The following is a 15,188-nucleotide window of genomic DNA, read 5'->3' on the forward strand; positions in this document are numbered from 1 at the left end:
AGTTAATGATAGTGGCAATCGGAGAATGTTGGGTTGATATATGACAAACATTTATCGAACAATCATTTTTGATTAAATGATTTCAATAAGAGGGTTGATTGTCTTTGTTGTCACTTTGAATAAGGGAGGCCGTCTGAAATTTCTTTCAGACGGCCTGTTTTATTTGATTATGTTGTAAAAAGTCTAAACTCTAATGAATAAAAGTGTTTCTCAAGATGAAAGTAGTTGTTTGTAGCATTAGAAAACATTAATATTGCTGAACGTGTTTTCACGAGATTTTAACTTTGTTTTGGAGAGAATAATGAAAAAATCGATTATCGCTTTGGTTATTGCCGGTTTGCCGCTGGCTGCATCTGCAGAAGTGATTCTGTATGGTCAAATCAAAAGCAGCGTGACCGTCGGTCAGGTCAAAATCAAAGGTGACGCAGGTTCTGAAACCAGCTCTACCGCAACCAGCATCAATGACAATACCTCCCGCATCGGTTTCAAAGGCAGCGAGAACTTGGGCGGCGATTTAAAAGCCATTTGGCAAGTTGAACAAAAAACGGCCATTACCGGCGGTTCCCAAGGTTTTGCCACTCGTGACTCCTTCATCGGCCTGCAAGGTAACTTCGGTAAGATTCGCGCCGGTAAACTCAGCAATATGTTGAACGAAATGGACACCATCGATCCATGGATGTACAAAACCAATGCCGCAGGCTTGGGCATCTTTACCCGTACCGGCAATCGTAACGCCGCCGTACGCTACGACAGCCCGGATTTCGGCGGATTCAAATTCAACGTGTCTTACGCACCGCGCGACAACCGCAATCCTTCAGACAAATACACGCACTCCAAACCGGCCAAAGACCAATACACCGGCGGCGTGAGTTTCTCTAAAAACGGCTTTACCGCCAATGCGGCTTACGGCCACTACAACGGTGCGTACACCGACAAATCAGGCAAAGTCAAAGCGGCGCAAATCGCCAAAGTCGAAACTTATTACGATAAAGACAATCTCTTTGTCGGTGGCGGCGTACACTATGCCAAAGGTCATGAGACAGGCAACGAATATTTAGGTTATTTCACCGATGGTTTTAATCAGTACAAGGGTAGTGACATTACTGCCGACTCAGGTAAAGAGGAAGCCGTGAAAGTGGTTGATGCAGCGGTAACTGTCGGCTACAAATTCGGCAACGTGACCCCACGCATTACTTACGCGCACGGCTGGCCTGCCAAGGGCGTGAACAGTGGCGAAAAATTGGTGGATAAATTCGACCAAGTCGTTGTCGGCGGCCAATACACCTTCAGCAAACGCACCGGCGTAGTCGCCCAACTGGCGTATCTGAAAGTCGGCAACAAAACCCGTCTGACTGCAGCCAACAAAGGCGGTATTGAACAAAAAGCCGCTTCTGTGGGCCTGTATCACAAATTCTAGGCCGTCTAGAAAGACAAGGCCGTCTGAAAAATTTCAGACGGCCTTTTTGTTGATTAAACAGGTTTATTTGTCGTGGTTGCTCAGCGTGGTACCGTGACGGCCGCCGCGTTCTTTCAAACGTTGCACCAAGCCTTCGACCGTTGTCGGCATGCCGTCGATACAGAATGCCTGATACAGCGCAGTGTGCAGGGCATCGTTGCGGCTGAACGCATTGCCGATCAGCTTCCAATCGCCTTTGCGCGGCTCAATCCAGCGGCGGTTTACTGTATCGCCGTAAGCGAATACTTTGTAAGACGAACGCTTGTCGTTGCTGTAAGTAAAGGATGTGCGGGCGCAATAGAGGCCTTCGACGGAGAGGTTGTCGTAGCCTTTGTCGGAGCGAACGTTCAAGACGTAGCGGATACTGTTGTCCGGCGCAGGCATGATTTGCAGGCTGCTGAGCAGGATTTTGGGCTGCTTGCCGTAGGTTTCGTTGACATAGAGGTCGAACCAATCGCCCGATTGGGTATCGGGCAGGGGCGGCAACTCGGCTTTGTGTTCTTTAAATTCTCGTGCGGCAACTTCTTCAGGGCTTTCCTGATAACGCGTGTTGGTCAGCGTATCTTTTTGGCTGAAACCCAAAGCAAATGCTTGAGTCGCGGCAAGGCTGAGAGCGAGAAGGGCAAAACGGCGCATAGACAGCTCCAAAGTGAAAAACGGCTTTATTTTATGGGCTTGCAGGGTGGGGTGCAAGTAAGTGCGGTATAATTGACGTTAATTCTGATTAATATGACGAGTTTTCATACTAAGGACATAGCGGTAAAAATACAGGAAGGTTAATCGATCGCAAAGCAGCTTTGAAACAGCGATTAAATCGATAATAAGATAAATGCTAAGGGGAAAATATGAAATTAGACAATGTACTAAGTGAGTTAGTAGAACTATATTCAAGAACAACCCCATTTCCTTCAAATAAATTAGAATTTTCATTTGAAGAGCTGGATATTTCATCCTCATCTTTTCAAGGGGAGCTTTTATATTATTATCAGCATGTCCAAATGAAGGGAGATTGTTATTTTGGAAATAGTAATTTCAATTTAATATTGCTGCCTTTATATTCCGAATTTACAACAGTCGAACATTGGGCTTTGCAAGATTATGAAGAATTTATAGATGGGAAATATCAAATTTTTGCTTGTACAGATAGTGATGCCATTATTTTTTGCGATATAACTCATTCAATGTCTCCTGTATATGCAGGAAGACCAGGAGATCCGGATTTTTATCAGTTGAGTAATAGCCTGACAGAATTTTTTATGTTTTACATTGCTTTCACAAAGATGCAACAAGAAAGAGAATTTGAAAAATCTACTGAGTATTTTGCGGAAACAGCCATATTGATTGAAAAATATATTTCTGAAAATTCACAAAATACAGCAAAAAAATTTCTTTTACATTAAAAATGCTGAATTCCATAAAATAGTTAAAAGTTAAATTTATCATTGCGTTAGTTATAGCTGAATAGTTGTGCCGCTGTTGGTAACGCGGCAATAAAACCTAACCCCAATACACCTATGGAGCCTTATGAATACACAAACTCTGGATGTCATCGGTTTGAAATGCCCGCTGCCGATTTTGCGTGCCAAAAAAGCTTTGGCGCAAATGCAGGAGGGTGAAGTGCTGACCGTATTGGCCACCGATGGCGGTGCGCCCAGCGATTTTGAAGCGTTTTGCCGTCAGACCGGACATGTTTTGTTGGAATCGAGCGAGGCCGACGGCGTGTTCAAGCTGGTGTTGAAACACAAATAAAGGCCGTCTGAAATGTCTAAAGCCGTCGCGTTGTCTGCCGTCGTATTGGCTGTTTGCCTGAGTGCATGCGGCAATGAAGGCGTTTCGCCGCAGAACGCTGCCGATTATGCTCAAAATGTAACCGACTTATTCCGCCAAAGCTGTGTGGCCGCAGACGGCGATACCGCCCTTGTCGGCGAGTTCGCCAATGCCAACAAATTGATTTTATTGTCGAAAAAAGATATTGCCGATTTGCCTGCCGGAATGATGGATTTGGAGGCATTAAGTATTTGGAAGAAAACGGTAAACGGCGCAGATTATTATTTAAGCCTGACTGAAGACAGTTGTAGCGTGCGTACGGCTAAAGCCGACGATCATCTGATTTTCAAACAATTTTTGGCTTTAGCAGAAAATCCGCCGCAAGGTTTGAACGCTGAATTGCGTGCCGATAATTTGTCGGAAGCCCCGTTGCCTATGCGTCAGATTTCCTACGCATGGCGCGCGTCCGGCAGTCCGAAAGAAACCTTGCTGACCGTCAAAACAACGTCGTCCGAGCATTTTCCGGTACAGGCTGTTTTTTATTTGACCCATCATTCTTACGACAATAAGGCCGCCGTTTTACCTTAGACCGGTTGACGATTGGAATATCAAATCAATACAAACCATTCCGCCGAATAAAGGCCGTCTGAAACATTATCAAACCAAACCACTCGAAAGTAAGCTATGCAAACCCTGACCATCATCCGCCCCGACGATATGCACCTGCACCTGCGCGACGGCGACGCGCTCAAAGCCGTAGCCCCCTATACCGCCCGACAAATGGGCCGCGCGGTTATCATGCCCAACCTCAAACTGCCCGTCGTCAGCGTTGCCGATGCCCAAGCCTACAAAGCGCGCATTATGGCCGCCCTGCCTGAAGGCAGCGCGTTTGAGCCGTTGATGACGCTTTATTTGACCGACAACGCCACGCCCGAACTCGTGCGCGAGGCCAAGGCTGCCGGTATCGTGGCTTTTAAACTCTATCCTGCAGGCGCGACCACCAATTCTGATTCCGGCGTGACCGACTTGTTCAAACTGATTCCCCTGTTGGAAGAAATGGCGAAACAGGGCATTTTGTTCTTGGTTCACGGCGAAGTCACCGATCCTGAAATCGATATTTTCGACCGCGAAGCCGCCTTTATCGAGCGCGTGATGAAGCCCATTTTGGCGCAAGTACCGAATCTTAAAGTCGTGTTCGAACACATCACCACTGCCGAAGCCGCCCGCCTGGTTTTGGAAGCAGGCGACAACGTTGCCGCCTCCGTGACGCCGCAACACTTGCTGCTCAACCGCAACGACCTCTTGGTCGGCGGCGTGCGCCCTCATCATTTCTGCCTGCCCGTACTCAAACGCGAAACCCACCGTCAGGCTTTGGTTGCCGCCGTTACCGGCGATAAGGCGCACAAATTCTTCCTCGGTACGGACTCTGCGCCACATGCCAAAACTGCCAAAGAAAATGCTTGCGGTTGTGCCGGTATGTTCAGCGCGATGACCGCCATCGAGCTTTATGCCGAAGTGTTTGAGAAAGCAGGCGCGTTGGACAAACTGGAAGCCTTTGCTTCTAAAAATGGCCCGCGTTTCTACGGTCTGCCTGAAAATTCCGATACCATTACATTGGTCAAAAAAACGCAAACCGTTCCTGCCAGCGTGCCTTACGGCAATGGCGAACTTGTACCGATGAGGGCCGGCGGCGAGATTGAATGGACGGTGCAATATTAAATTTGCCGTCAATGAGGCATAAAAAGAAACAACCTGCTTGAAAGGGCAGGTTGTTTTTTATGGTTGTTCAGACGGCCTGTTATGGGGAGGAAAGACAGACGAGGCCGTCTGAAAACCGGATTAGAGTGTGTGTTTATTCGGTCAACATGGGTTTCAGCGCTTCCCAAGCCTGCGGCAGTTGGGTAAAGCCGTCCGAAGCCATCAAATGGCCGCCTTCGGGAATATGGGTAACAGGGCTTTTGAGTTTGGCCGCCATGTCCAAAGTCAGTTCGGGCGGAACATGGGTGTCATTGTCGGAAACCAGACAGTGTTTGGGCATATCGATTTTGCGCAGGATGTCGAAATCGGGGGACGCTGCTTTAATGTAGGCATCAAGCGCAGGTAAGGGCGGCAGCGTATCGGCAAAACCGGCGGCAAGCAGCAGGCCGCCGATTTTTTGCGGCTGTTGGCGGCTGAGGAAGTGAAGGAGGGTAATGCAACCGAGGCTGTGGCCGACTAGGAAGGTATGGGCATCGGGCTTACCGATGTGCTGGTCAAGGGTAAACTGCCACGCGGTCGTGCTTGGTTTGTCGGGATTAGGCATGGCGAGGGAGATTGCTTGTGCGCCGGTGCTTTTGATTTGGGCGCAAAGCCAGTCAAACCAGTTGCCGTGCGGGTTGCCTTCAAAGCCATGTACGATATAAACGCGTCGGTTCATGTTTCTCCTCCTTCAGACGGCCTGAGACTTTTGTCTAAATCTCTGCCTGCAAGTGTTTATTATACCATGTTTGTTTATGTTTTATTGTTTGTCGCTTTGTCAGGATTTTTGATTAAGCTTTTGTTGTTAAATGATATTTGCAAGAATAATAAAGCAAACAACACGGCAGGGGCGGATGGCTTTGCCGTGTTGTTCGGGTTTGAAATATATAGGGGCCGTCTGAAAAAACGGTTTAGAAATAGCCTTGTTTTTTGCGCTCTTCCATTGCCGCTTCAGATACGCGGTCGTCCATGCGTGTGGCACTGCGTTCGGAAATGGTCGCGGCGGCGGTTTCAGCAATGATGTCTTCCGGTGTGGCGGCGGTGCTGGCGACCGGGCAGGTGCAGGAAATATCGCCGACGGTACGGAAGCGGACATCGCGGATTTGGGCAACTTCGCCTTCGCGTTTGGGGGTCAACGGGGTAACGGGAACGAGCAGGCCGTTTCGTTCGACAACTTCGCGCTTATGGGTGTAATAAATCGGCGGCAGGGCGAGTTTTTCGCGTGCGATGTATTGCCAGATGTCTAATTCCGTCCAGTTGGAAATCGGGAACACGCGCATGTTTTCGCCTTGGAACAGGCGTGTGTTGTAGAGCGACCATAATTCAGGACGTTGGTTTTTAGGATCCCATTGGCCGAACTCGTCGCGGAAAGAGAAGATGCGTTCTTTGGCGCGCGCTTTTTCTTCATCGCGGCGCGCGCCGCCCATCAGTGCATCAAAGCCTTGTTCTTCGATAGTTTCAACCAGTGTAACGGCTTGGGCGGCATTGCGCGAATCGGTTTCGCGGCGTAAGACGACGCTGCCTTTGCGGATGGACTCTTCTACGCTGCCGACCACAAGTTGTACGCCGGTGCGTGCGACCGTGTCGTCGCGGAACTGGATGACTTCGGGGTAGTTGTGGCCGGTATCGACGTGCAGGAGTTTGAAAGGCAGTTTCAGCGGGCGGCCTTCGATTTGGAAGGCTTTGACGGCAAGCGCCAGCAGGACGACGGAGTCTTTGCCGCCGGAAAACAGCAGGGCCGGGTTTTGGGCGTTGGCAATCACTTCGCGGATGATGTAGATGGACTCGGCTTCGAGCCAGTCGAGGTGGTGGTTTTGGATGGACATTTTTTCTCTCTTTGCAATCTTGGCGATAGCCGATACTTTAGTGAGGCCGTCTGAAAAAGGGAAAGAATGGTTTGTTTGTTGCAAAGATGTTTTTGTTATATTGCCCGAGTGTGTTTTCAGACGGCCTTTGCGCTTTAACTTATTTTTAACCCGATTTCTCTGACGAAGCGTCTGTCTTCGCGTACACTTTGGTTTTTTAGAAATGAGAATGGTTTATGTATCACGGCGAGAGATTTAATGCGTACAGCCATTTGGCCGGTTTCTTATTGGCAGTGGCGGCGTTGGTGCTGATGCTGGTGAAAGCGGTGGAATCGGCGGACGGCTATCGGATTGCCGGTGCACTGACTTACGGAATCTGCCTGCTGCTCCTGTATTTGGGTTCAACCTTATACCACAGTATTCCGCAGCCGAAAGCCAAGGCGATTTTGCAAAAGGTCGATCATTGCATGATTTATCTTTTGATTGCAGGCAGCTATACGCCGTTTACGCTGATTACCCTGCAGGGCGGCTGGGGCTGGTCGCTTTTCGGCGTGTCGTGGGGGCTGGCTTTGCTGGGCATTGTTCAGGAGCTGACGATCGGGCGCAAAAGCGAGAAGCGGCTGCTGTCGATGGTGATTTATGTGTTGATGGGCTGGCTGATTGTGGTGGCGGTGTGGCCGCTGATAAAATCGCTTTCGGCGGGCGGATTATTTTGGCTGGTGTTGGGCGGCGTATTGTATAGCGCGGGGATTTATTGGTTTATCAACGATACGAAAATCCGCCATGGCCACGGTATTTGGCACTTGTTTGTCTTGGCAGGCAGTTTGACGCAATTTATCAGCATTTATTTTTATGTGTTGTAGATTCAGACGGCCTGAAATAAAAAACCTCTCATGAAGCGCGCCGAGATAAATAAGACGATTTTTTGAGAAAAATGAAGTGCTGTTTTATTTCATAATGTGAAAGCTATTTTCAAATCCTGCCAATCTTAGGCAGGATTTTTTCCCATACGCGCCGACACCGTCGCTTTTTACCAATTACAGATAACCAGTTCTCCACTTGTTTTTTGTGTCTTTTCTCGGCTAATAGAATATGCCAGGTTAAGTTCGGTTATCCGGAAGCCTTTAAACAATTCACGGATATCTGGATGGTCGTTGATAGAGAGCATGACTTTACCCTTGCATTCGCGCATCATTTTGGCCAGCAGCTCATACTGAGACCAATCAAATGAACGATCATAACCTGCAGTTTGCCAATACGGTGGGTCTGCGTAGAAAAATGTATGCTCTCGGTCGTACCGTTGAAAACAACGCTCCCATGATTCATTTTCCACATATACGCCACTCAACCGATTACGAGCAACTTGAAGTTTATCTGCAATTTGAGCTGCATTCCATGCCTTACTAGTTGTAGCTGTTCCAAAGTGCTGATCGCAAATTTTGCCTCCAAAGGCATTATGTTGCAGATAGAAAAAACGTGCGGCACGCTGAATATCGGTCATGCAGTCAGGAGGTGTTGATTGGAGTCTTGCAAATACTTCTCGGCTGGTTAGTGTCCATTGGAATTGGCGCACAAATTCATCAAAATGGTGCTGTACAACACGATATAGATTGATAAGTTGACCATTCAAGTCATTCAATACTTCAACCTTTGCTGGTTGCGGTCGCATAAAGAATAATGCTGCACCACCGGCAAACAGCTCAACGTAACAAGTATGCTCGGGGAACATGGGTAACAAATGTTTTGCCAAACGGCGTTTGCCACCCATCCATGGGACGATAGGCAGAGGCTTTTGAGTCATAACTACTCCTTATATATAAGTATAGGTACTCAAAGGCACTCAGATTTGGATTACTCCGTTTTAAATTGATTCAGCAATTTACAGCGTGGGCACTTAATTTCAAAGCAGCCACGGCCAACAGCCAAAAGTTTAAAACAATTTTTGCAACGGCATTTCATTTTTCACAGTTCCCTTATCGTTAGTGATAGAATCACCGTGCCTCGCGCGAGGTACGGTAAAAAAGGCTAACGCAGGTCTGGACTGCTGAGGCTGGCGCGGAGAACGGTGGTAGGACACCGCCGCGCAGCCGTTTCTCTTTTAACTAATTGAATCGCTCCATTCTTCTACATATAAGAAGACAGAGTAATCAACGTCAATCTTAGGCTTGTCATAATTAGTGCGAATTCTGACGCTACGGTCAGTTTTTGCCCCAAAGTTATGATTGAGGAACAAGACGACCATCGTTTTATGTTCAAGAGCCAGATATACCTTTGGATCATTGTAAGTATTCTTGAACTTAGCCTCCAACCATGTATATCCGCCATCTGCCCATAAATCTTGGGTCAAATGAATCTTTTCACATTTACGTAAACCGAGAAGTCTTCTGAGTTCTGCAATTTCAGCAGTAATATTGCTCTGTGTTTCCGATAATGTCTGTAGGTCTTCGATTTTCTTTTGTAACGCAGCCAACTCCTCACTTTCTTCAGCTGCGGCGGCGGACTGCTTTGCAACTTCCAAGTCGGCCATTACTTTAGAAATTTTCAGATGTAGGGCTTCAATCTCATCACTGCCCTTGGCTGAATCAAACTGGATACGCAAGATCTCCAATTGACTCTTCAAAGCAGAAACTGTTGCATCAGACTCAACCAGTTTATTCAATGCCTTATCCAGCTCAGCCTTTTGTTTCGCCAGTTCCACCGCCTGTTCAGAAATATTCGCACTGCTACTTTCCAATAACTTCAGACGGCCTTCTAATGAACCAGCAGACTTAATTGCCGCTTGAGCAACGGCCAATTGTTCGGACAATGCTGCGATTTCAGAGCTTTCATCGGCTTCCTTAACGGCTACCTCAAGCTGCTGAATTTTGGCCAACAAACCGTCAATAACCGCAGAATCAGTTGTGCTACCAGCTGACGGCAACACAATGATTGCCTGACCGCTGACATCAACATTAACTGTCTCTGCAGCCGGCTCATCATCCGACAAATCAACAACAACATTCGTTACACTCGGTTTAACTTGAATCTCGCCTTGCAGATAGGTTTTAACCACATTTCCGCAAACCGCACGTAAGTCATAAGATGCACGGAGCCAGGTTAAACTACGGGTTAAGGCGGCCGGAAATAGTAGTACAACCAAATTGTCCGCAACCTTGATTTCAGGGCGAACTACTGAACCATCCCCAGCCACGATATCCATTTGAAAATGCGTCTGAGATAAATCCAACGGAGTTGCTTCAGCGGTCAACCGCACTTTAAACAAGTGCGTGTCGCCGCGATAAAGAGTGAAGTTTTTCGTTTTCGGCTGCATTTCAGACGGCCTTTCTTTTCCCTTGTGACAACTCTGCCAAGTCAACCGGTGAACATAATGACGGCTCCGCTACTCCAATTGCCTTCCCACACCATTCTGAGCAGAACCACTTATCTGCAGACTGCCTCAAAAAACGACGGAAAAATGATGTCACGCATAACACACCCAATAAATCATAGCGTTTTCCCTTAGTGTTGCCCCACAAAGAAAACAGACGCTCTAGTACAATTTGTTGATTATCCAGCGCAATCAAATCCCATTTTTCAGCAGGCAACGGCATACGTTTACAGCGCACACCGCCATCACGAAAAGATGATGAATAGCAGTCAAAAAGGCCGTCTGAAAACGCTACCGGCACCGCAATTTCACAGTGAGAATATTGACCGCCGGTAACTTTGCGTATTACCCATTCGACAATGCGGAAAGCTAAGTCCTTGGGTGTTTTTATCGTCTTGCGGCCTTTATATAAAGACAAATAGACTTTTGCCATTTTCAGACAGCCTCCGGCAAGGAGAATGTAATCTCGATTTTGTTTAAATCAGATTGTTTTTTAGCAGCCTCAATCTTGCTTTGCAGTGCTTGGCGCTGGCCTGCCACATGGGCGGCAAGTTGCTCATAGGCCAGCGTTTTACGTAAAGCAGCAGACTTAAGCGTATCAGCCGGGATACCACGGGCTGTGGCAATACCGTCAAGCACCGGCGTTGACGCGGCTTTATCTGCCTGCCAAGCCTTCGCTTCAGCGGCTTGAATTGCCCAGCTTGCAAACTCAAAGTCTGGAACTAGGTTTGCTCCTGAATTTGTGTCGATAAAAGCTTGAGCAGAATCATTTAGGTCTTGTAGTTTTTGTTTTTTTGCAGCCGATAAAATCATCTCGGTATGATTTTCAGGCAATACCCATTCTCCATTTTGGATAATGTAATCCCCGGAAGGAGGCGGGACATCTGTCGACAAGACGACGCTGCCATCTGAGAATAGGTACTCTCCCATCTCTTCTGAATCAGCTACTTCTAAATAAAAGTATCCGGTCGGCAAAATCGGTGGCTCGACACTCATTTTCTCGGCAAAATGGCCATCACGACTAAAAATATAAAACATGATTTCTCTCTTTATTTGTTATTTGCTGTTTGGCATGTGCCATTCCGTATATCCGTATGTGTACGGAGTATCCTTATGCGGCTGAATACTGATATATGTGCCACTCCACCACGGAACGACTGCACCACCAAAGCCGCAGGCAATTGCACGAATCGGCCGGTAATCCTGATTACGGAAACGCTTCGGGAGTTCCTCTGTCGTAATGATTGTTTCGATGTTCGCTTTGAATGAATAGACCGTATCAAGTCTCAATTCCACATCGCCGCCTCGTTGACGGTAGGCGATGGCGGCACCTCCTTGCCCTTTACTACCCGATTTAACGCCATCAATAACGGGGATTGGAACCCATCCTGTATCGTATGGCTCAACAATATCGGCAATAATTTCGATAGCTGATGGGATGGCGCGACCTTCCTGAAAGCTCCCATCAGAAGAAGGACAGGCATAAGCAGCCTCATACCAAACCTGTGATGAGCCGCCTGCATCCAAAGCAATTGCAATAACACATTTCTCATCTACCATAATTTGAGCAGACTCTTGCAGGGTCGCACCATAAGAGCCACTAATGCCTTCAAGATTCAGAAATACAAGGCTGCGGTCGGCTCGCTGACCGATTGCTGCACGAGCACTTAAATAAGTGTCTGTATTTGGAACAACACGCCCATCCTCTACCAGCACGGGGCCACGGGCAAAACTGGCAGTCCACTCTGCACCTTCTTCAACCCATTTTGCCGCACTTTTTCCATCCTTACTTTTCGCCGCCTTCAACTTGCCGTTGCGCAGCCAAACTGCTGCTGCATTAGTGTCATAATCTGAGGTATCCCAGTCACGATGTACTTTGCCATCAACAATCTGCAAGCCTTGTAAAGCCGCCATCCCATCAACCGGCGGAGTCGTCCAGCCATCGCAACTCAACAGAATACGAGACCGACTACTCCCCACATACTCATGTAGCTTTTCCAATTTAATTTTTTTCTGTTCATCTGGAGCACCAAGCAGAATTTTCTTCACACAACCCGGGCGTGGGTTGATGACTTCCGTGATATTCCAACGCTTCCCACCCTCAGTACGGTAACGGCATCGAACAACTGTCGGCAGGTTAGATTCAGTATAAGTATCATCGAAATGCCCGAATGACTCGTTGATCGGCAACCAGCCGGGCAGGTCGGGGATGTACCGGCTTTCGGCATGCCGACGGTAAAGCAAGCCTTGGGCAATAATCACATGCCCATCCGGCACCCAAACTAAATTGTGCTGGCTAATTAAAAAGTCTTGACGCGTTTTAAAAGACGGTAAATTAATATAATGTTCTGCCAAAAAAGATTTAAATTTGTCTGCTCCGGACTGCCCACCAAAATCAGCAATATCCAAATTTCGCATCGACGATACGCGCTTCCAGCGTATGCCATTTTTACTGACAATAATGGTTCCTCCATTGTCAGTACTCGTTTTGTCGGATTTATCTGCGACAAACAGCCCACCACCAATACCAGGGGTAGACGCGTAATAACCACTCACATTGACATATAAACTGTTACTTTCGTAGTTTCTTAATTCATTTACATCTTTGACTGATGCACTTTGGGAAGCGAGGTAATCCACAACAGCTTGAGGAGTGACTGCATAACCACCATCATCCTTATGTCTCACGATGTCAGAAGTTAGTTTAGTAACCCCTGCGTTGAGCTCTGTAGCTGATTCAACGGATTTTTTATATTTATTAAATTCATCTTCTTGATTTTCATACTTCTTCTTCAACCACTGTGTTCGCGCCCCCAACTGTTTAGCCTGGCGATTCGCTACACCATCTGCCCCTCCCATAACTGGGTCGGTCATTTCGATTTGATATAAGTCGTCCACCCATTCTGGGGTGACTTTATTTTCTTGTATTGTTGCCATCTTTAAGCTGCTCCGAAATTGTAATCGCCGTCAAAATTGACTTTGCCGTTGTAATAAAGCGGCGTGTCCTGATAGTCCAAACGCACCAACACGCAGCGTGCTGGCGCAAAGGCCGGAAGTGTTTCCCGCAACAGACGGGCTTCTGTATTGGTAATAGGTCGACTGAAAGTAATTGAGTAATGCGCCCACAAACGGTGGTCGCCATACATATAAATGCCTTTGTGATTAATACTGCCGTCGTAGATTTGGCCACCTAGCCCTTCAATCAGACCGATTTCGCCGAAACCCAAACGGCGGCAAATTTCACGTACTGCCCAAGGTGTACCTTTGCGGCGGTGCAAAAATACGGCATCTTTAATGAGCTTGCGACGGGTTTTATTGTCTTTGGCCAACCAATAACCGTCTGAGCCAACCATGCTTCGGCTCTCGGCCAACAGCTCAAGGTGTTTATCATCTACTTGCTCAAGCAAACGTGGCATGAGCTTAGTGAGTGTGAGTCGTCTGTAACCATTACTGAGATTAGCCAAACGCGTAAAGCGTGGGTCTTGGTCGATAATTAAGGCATATTTGAGCTTAGCCATCCTGCTGCTCCATATCGACGGACAGCCCAAATGACACGCACCGCGCCCATTGATTAGGTGCAATCAAAATGACATCGCTGTCGCGCAATTCGCCATACTGATTGGACAAAATGACGTTGTACACGCCGCTTACCTTCAAGGCCGTCTGAATATCTAAAGGCACAACATCTTTGCCGAGCTTGGAATAGCGGGCGGTTTCATAGTCTGACCAAGCCGCGCTGGCAGCAGCTAAGACCGATTTTGAATCAGCTCCTTTGAACAGCACCAAGCGGGCATCAATTTTGTATTCCACCACTTCTGGCGCACGCACGATCACAGTGTCACAGAGTGGACGTACCGTCTCATCGCTCAATGCCGCTGACACCTTGTCAATCAATTCTTGGCCGGGCAGTCCGTCAGTCGTCAGCAACGTAACGGCTACCGTGCCGCCAATCGCGTTTCCGGCAGAATCAACATCGTTGCCGACGTGGACACCAACAATCGCTTGTGAAACCCTGCGTGCGTAATACTCGTAAGCCTTTCTTGGTCCTCCGACTGAGAATGCTTCAAAGGCAAGCAAAATACGCTCTCGGTAGGAGTCGTCACTCTCAATAACAACTCCGCCGGACGATACAGTAATATTGCTGACCTCAACGTCAATCTCATCATGCAGTGGCTTGACCAAAGTATTGATTTGACCGATTGTCCAGCCATTTCCGGCTGTTCCGGTTATTGTGCATTGCGCCGGTAAATCGACCGTATTACGGCTGGATGACAAAGTTGCCGATGTGGTCGTTTTAAAAGTCAGTTCACCTACGCTGACTTGAGTACCAACCGGTATAAAAACCTGTTCTGCAGACAAGTTGGCATCACACGAAAATCGCAATGTTGTCAGAGCAGGTTGTGCCTCCAATCGTGGCGTGGCCACATCGTCGCCACACAAATCCAACATCAAACCGGTCGCAAAGCGCACGTGCTGTTGGCGGTAGGCTTCATTCACCTGCTGACGAGTCAATGCTTCACGGTAGGCGTACACATTAATCAGCAAACGTTCGATATGAGCCGGTTGCAAGGTTTTGCCACTGTCGCGCTCATATCTAGCAATGGTATCGGCCAAAATCGTCTGCAAATCATCATCTACGACCTTGACGTCTTCACGCTTTAAATTGCTTAAATCCACGTTGCATTCTCCAAATTCACAGCCGTGCTATAGACCTCGCCCGATACATCATCGGCCACACGCCAGCGGACGGTCATGGTGATGTGTGGGGCGTGGCCGCTAAAGGTTACGTCTTCGACGTCGGCGCGTTTTTCCCATGTCTGAATAGCCAATACGACTTCACGTACGATATTTGGCACAAACACGTCTTCCGGCGTGTCGATGTAATCGAAATGGTTGCTGCCAAAGTCCGGACGAGTTACATCCGAGCCTTTTCTCGTAGACAAAATGTTATGAATACACAGATCAATATCGTCCACGCCCTGAGCCAAGCCGCTGTCGCCGGGGGCGAGCTGCCAGTGTTTGGAAATCGGCGTGTCGAATTGCATAAGAAATCCCT

The 15,188-nt window shown here is 47.8% G+C and carries 18 protein-coding genes; 6 read left to right on the plus strand and 12 right to left on the minus strand.

Annotation, left to right across the window (positions count from 1 at the left end; genetic code table 11):
• Positions 1-301: 301 nt before the first annotated feature.
• Positions 302-1,417 (plus strand): porin, encoded by a 1,116-nt coding sequence (locus tag HMPREF2711_RS09655; RefSeq protein ID WP_003745934.1) that lies wholly within the window; start codon positions 302-304, stop codon positions 1,415-1,417.
• Between the two features lie 63 nt (positions 1,418-1,480).
• Here HMPREF2711_RS09655 and HMPREF2711_RS09660 read toward each other — a convergent pair whose 3' ends face one another.
• Positions 1,481-2,092, minus strand: coding sequence for a CNP1-like family protein (locus HMPREF2711_RS09660; RefSeq protein ID WP_003745936.1), 612 nt, complete (start codon positions 2,090-2,092; stop codon positions 1,481-1,483).
• 209 nt (positions 2,093-2,301) lie between these two features.
• Here HMPREF2711_RS09660 and HMPREF2711_RS09665 point away from each other — a divergent pair, with 209 nt between their 5' ends.
• From HMPREF2711_RS09665 to pyrC, 4 genes are all read left to right on the plus strand, one after another.
• Complete coding sequence (locus tag HMPREF2711_RS09665; RefSeq protein ID WP_036493555.1) at positions 2,302-2,856, plus strand: hypothetical protein; 555 nt, start codon at positions 2,302-2,304, stop codon at positions 2,854-2,856.
• A gap of 124 nt (positions 2,857-2,980) precedes the next feature.
• Positions 2,981-3,205, plus strand: coding sequence for a sulfurtransferase TusA family protein (locus HMPREF2711_RS09670; protein WP_003745938.1), 225 nt, complete (start codon positions 2,981-2,983; stop codon positions 3,203-3,205).
• A gap of 12 nt (positions 3,206-3,217) precedes the next feature.
• Positions 3,218-3,811 carry an NMCC_0638 family (lipo)protein gene (locus HMPREF2711_RS09675; RefSeq protein WP_003745940.1) on the plus strand — a complete coding sequence of 198 codons (594 nt, stop codon included), beginning with the start codon at positions 3,218-3,220 and terminating at the stop codon, positions 3,809-3,811.
• Positions 3,812-3,907: 96 nt separating this feature from the next.
• Positions 3,908-4,942: a dihydroorotase gene (gene pyrC / locus HMPREF2711_RS09680; protein WP_070616052.1), complete on the plus strand. Its 1,035-nt coding sequence runs from the start codon at positions 3,908-3,910 to the stop codon at positions 4,940-4,942.
• A 133-nt stretch (positions 4,943-5,075) separates the two neighbouring features.
• Here the strand turns inward: pyrC and HMPREF2711_RS09685 are convergent, their stop codons facing one another.
• Both HMPREF2711_RS09685 and cysD read right to left on the minus strand, forming a co-directional pair.
• Positions 5,076-5,639 carry an RBBP9/YdeN family alpha/beta hydrolase gene (locus HMPREF2711_RS09685; RefSeq protein WP_049322739.1) on the minus strand — a complete coding sequence of 188 codons (564 nt, stop codon included), beginning with the start codon at positions 5,637-5,639 and terminating at the stop codon, positions 5,076-5,078.
• 232 nt (positions 5,640-5,871) lie between these two features.
• Positions 5,872-6,804 carry a sulfate adenylyltransferase subunit CysD gene (cysD, locus tag HMPREF2711_RS09690; protein ID WP_269208297.1) on the minus strand — a complete coding sequence of 311 codons (933 nt, stop codon included), beginning with the start codon at positions 6,802-6,804 and terminating at the stop codon, positions 5,872-5,874.
• Positions 6,805-7,001: 197 nt separating this feature from the next.
• Between cysD and HMPREF2711_RS09695 the strand changes: the two genes are divergently transcribed.
• Positions 7,002-7,628 carry a PAQR family membrane homeostasis protein TrhA gene (locus tag HMPREF2711_RS09695; protein WP_036491861.1) on the plus strand — a complete coding sequence of 209 codons (627 nt, stop codon included), beginning with the start codon at positions 7,002-7,004 and terminating at the stop codon, positions 7,626-7,628.
• A 167-nt stretch (positions 7,629-7,795) separates the two neighbouring features.
• On the opposite strand, the gene HMPREF2711_RS09700 is transcribed toward HMPREF2711_RS09695, so the two are convergent.
• The 9 genes from HMPREF2711_RS09700 to HMPREF2711_RS09735 form a co-directional block, all read right to left on the minus strand.
• Entirely contained in the window at positions 7,796-8,566 is a 771-nt protein-coding gene (locus HMPREF2711_RS09700) for a DNA adenine methylase (RefSeq protein WP_070616054.1), read from the minus strand.
• Positions 8,567-8,616: 50 nt separating this feature from the next.
• Positions 8,617-8,724 carry a Com family DNA-binding transcriptional regulator gene (locus HMPREF2711_RS11065; protein WP_107831888.1) on the minus strand — a complete coding sequence of 36 codons (108 nt, stop codon included), beginning with the start codon at positions 8,722-8,724 and terminating at the stop codon, positions 8,617-8,619.
• Positions 8,725-8,863: 139 nt separating this feature from the next.
• Positions 8,864-10,075 carry a hypothetical protein gene (locus HMPREF2711_RS11070; RefSeq protein ID WP_070616055.1) on the minus strand — a complete coding sequence of 404 codons (1,212 nt, stop codon included), beginning with the start codon at positions 10,073-10,075 and terminating at the stop codon, positions 8,864-8,866.
• Position 10,076: 1 nt separating this feature from the next.
• A complete protein-coding gene (locus tag HMPREF2711_RS09710) occupies positions 10,077-10,565 on the minus strand; it encodes a hypothetical protein (RefSeq protein ID WP_070616056.1) in 489 nt (162 codons plus the stop codon).
• A 2-nt stretch (positions 10,566-10,567) separates the two neighbouring features.
• Positions 10,568-11,170 carry a hypothetical protein gene (locus HMPREF2711_RS11345; protein ID WP_283118260.1) on the minus strand — a complete coding sequence of 201 codons (603 nt, stop codon included), beginning with the start codon at positions 11,168-11,170 and terminating at the stop codon, positions 10,568-10,570.
• A gap of 18 nt (positions 11,171-11,188) precedes the next feature.
• The gene (locus HMPREF2711_RS09720) at positions 11,189-13,069 is read right to left on the minus strand and encodes a phosphodiester glycosidase family protein (protein WP_070616058.1); all 1,881 of its coding nucleotides are present in this window, start codon (positions 13,067-13,069) and stop codon (positions 11,189-11,191) included.
• A 2-nt stretch (positions 13,070-13,071) separates the two neighbouring features.
• A complete protein-coding gene (locus HMPREF2711_RS09725) occupies positions 13,072-13,650 on the minus strand; it encodes a phage tail protein (protein ID WP_049332806.1) in 579 nt (192 codons plus the stop codon).
• The gene (locus HMPREF2711_RS09730) at positions 13,643-14,809 is read right to left on the minus strand and encodes a baseplate assembly protein (RefSeq protein ID WP_070616060.1); all 1,167 of its coding nucleotides are present in this window, start codon (positions 14,807-14,809) and stop codon (positions 13,643-13,645) included. Before HMPREF2711_RS09730 ends, HMPREF2711_RS09725 begins: the two co-directional genes overlap by 8 nt.
• Positions 14,800-15,177 carry a GPW/gp25 family protein gene (locus HMPREF2711_RS09735; protein ID WP_049322400.1) on the minus strand — a complete coding sequence of 126 codons (378 nt, stop codon included), beginning with the start codon at positions 15,175-15,177 and terminating at the stop codon, positions 14,800-14,802. Before HMPREF2711_RS09735 ends, HMPREF2711_RS09730 begins: the two co-directional genes overlap by 10 nt.
• Positions 15,178-15,188: the final 11 nt, after the last annotated feature.

Source organism: Neisseria sp. HMSC070A01 (assembly GCF_001810165.1).
Classification (GTDB): Bacteria; Pseudomonadota; Gammaproteobacteria; order Burkholderiales; family Neisseriaceae; genus Neisseria.

Excerpts from the sequence above, each read along its gene's own strand:
- HMPREF2711_RS09725 (WP_049332806.1), bottom strand. The coding sequence starts at position 13,650 with ATGGCTAAGCTCAAATATGCCTTAATTATCGACCAAGACCCACGCTTT.
- HMPREF2711_RS09695 (WP_036491861.1), top strand. The coding sequence starts at position 7,002 with ATGTATCACGGCGAGAGATTTAATGCGTACAGCCATTTGGCCGGTTTC.
- pyrC (WP_070616052.1), top strand. The coding sequence starts at position 3,908 with ATGCAAACCCTGACCATCATCCGCCCCGACGATATGCACCTGCACCTG.
- HMPREF2711_RS09655 (WP_003745934.1), top strand. The coding sequence starts at position 302 with ATGAAAAAATCGATTATCGCTTTGGTTATTGCCGGTTTGCCGCTGGCT.
- HMPREF2711_RS09660 (WP_003745936.1), bottom strand. The coding sequence starts at position 2,092 with ATGCGCCGTTTTGCCCTTCTCGCTCTCAGCCTTGCCGCGACTCAAGCA.
- HMPREF2711_RS09670 (WP_003745938.1), top strand. The coding sequence starts at position 2,981 with ATGAATACACAAACTCTGGATGTCATCGGTTTGAAATGCCCGCTGCCG.
- HMPREF2711_RS09735 (WP_049322400.1), bottom strand. The coding sequence starts at position 15,177 with ATGCAATTCGACACGCCGATTTCCAAACACTGGCAGCTCGCCCCCGGC.
- HMPREF2711_RS11345 (WP_283118260.1), bottom strand. The coding sequence starts at position 11,170 with ATGTTTTATATTTTTAGTCGTGATGGCCATTTTGCCGAGAAAATGAGT.
- HMPREF2711_RS09710 (WP_070616056.1), bottom strand. The coding sequence starts at position 10,565 with ATGGCAAAAGTCTATTTGTCTTTATATAAAGGCCGCAAGACGATAAAA.
- HMPREF2711_RS09700 (WP_070616054.1), bottom strand. The coding sequence starts at position 8,566 with ATGACTCAAAAGCCTCTGCCTATCGTCCCATGGATGGGTGGCAAACGC.
- HMPREF2711_RS09685 (WP_049322739.1), bottom strand. The coding sequence starts at position 5,639 with ATGAACCGACGCGTTTATATCGTACATGGCTTTGAAGGCAACCCGCAC.
- HMPREF2711_RS09720 (WP_070616058.1), bottom strand. The coding sequence starts at position 13,069 with ATGGCAACAATACAAGAAAATAAAGTCACCCCAGAATGGGTGGACGAC.
- HMPREF2711_RS09675 (WP_003745940.1), top strand. The coding sequence starts at position 3,218 with ATGTCTAAAGCCGTCGCGTTGTCTGCCGTCGTATTGGCTGTTTGCCTG.
- HMPREF2711_RS11065 (WP_107831888.1), bottom strand. The coding sequence starts at position 8,724 with ATGAAATGCCGTTGCAAAAATTGTTTTAAACTTTTGGCTGTTGGCCGT.
- HMPREF2711_RS09665 (WP_036493555.1), top strand. The coding sequence starts at position 2,302 with ATGAAATTAGACAATGTACTAAGTGAGTTAGTAGAACTATATTCAAGA.
- HMPREF2711_RS11070 (WP_070616055.1), bottom strand. The coding sequence starts at position 10,075 with ATGCAGCCGAAAACGAAAAACTTCACTCTTTATCGCGGCGACACGCAC.